This is a genomic window from Pseudoalteromonas sp. Z1A6, assembly GCF_011378745.1.
In the GTDB taxonomy this organism is placed as follows: domain Bacteria; phylum Pseudomonadota; class Gammaproteobacteria; order Enterobacterales; family Alteromonadaceae; genus Pseudoalteromonas; species Pseudoalteromonas arctica.
The window spans coordinates 1-1,098 of sequence record NZ_WTKW01000625.1; the positions used below are offsets into that span (position 1 = coordinate 1).

The 1,098-nt window shown below is 33.3% G+C and carries 1 protein-coding gene; it reads right to left on the minus strand.

The genetic code is table 11. The annotated features are described in order from the left end of the window. Positions 1–91: 91 nt before the first annotated feature. On the minus strand, positions 92–910 hold the full coding sequence (locus GQR46_RS19975; protein ID WP_007582322.1) for a mechanosensitive ion channel domain-containing protein: 819 nt from the start codon (positions 908–910) through the stop codon (positions 92–94). Positions 911–1,098: the final 188 nt, after the last annotated feature.

A 1,098-nucleotide genomic window follows, 5' to 3' on the forward strand; every position in this document is an offset into this window, starting at 1 on the left:
ATGCAGCAAATACTGCATGAAATTTTATTTCTAATAGCCGCTTTATCACTACAACAATTAAAGATAACTTTAATTAAATAACTATTTAAAATTAGTCTTGCTTGTGTAAATGAACATCCATTTGTGGAAATGGGATTGCAATATTTGCATCATCTAATGCAATTTTAATATTTTCCATTAATGACCAGTAAGTAGGCCAGTAATCAGCAGCGTTAACCCAAGGGCGAACAACAAAGTTTACGCTAGAATCACCTAGCTCAGATACAGCTACTGTATAAGCTGGGTCTTTAAGTATGCGTGTTTCTGCATCTAACACAGATTTTAATACTTCTTTTGCTTGACGTAAATCAGCATCGTAACTAACACCAATAACTAAATCGATACGGCGAGTAGACTCACGCGAGAAGTTAGTAATAGCGCCTGACATTATTTGAGAGTTTGGTACGATAATTACTTTATTATCTGGTGTACGAAGTTCAGTTGAAAATATTTCGATTTTCTTAACAGTACCCATTTTATTACCTGCTTCAACAAAGTCACCAGATTTAAACGGACGAAGTAAAATAATTAGCACGCCTGATGCAAAATTAGATAGTGAACCTTGTAATGCTAAGCCAACAGCTAAGCCTGCAGCACCTAAAATAGCAATGAACGAAGTTGTTTCAATACCAATTTGCGAAAGTGCCATTAAAATAGTAACAGCAAATACAAGTGTGTACACAATGCTTGAAACAAACGACCCGACAGCTTTATCTACTTTCTTTTTAGCAAAACCTTTTTCAGTTAAGTTAGAACAAAACTTAGCGATACGACTACCAAGTAAAAAGATAACAAGCGCAACAACAGCTTGTATACCGTAGTGTAAGATTAGGCCTGAGTTATCGTTAAGCCAATTAAGTACTGAATCCATATTTACTCCAAATGTTTTTTATTAAGCGTTTTCCGAGCATTATTATACATTAATTTACAATTTATTCTCATGAAATAATGAATTAATACTATTAAATGTAAGTACATTCGATTTTTTAGAGGCAATTATGCGATAAAATGAAGCCTACTTTGGAAAGTTATTAACGACCAAATACTAATTATATTTGC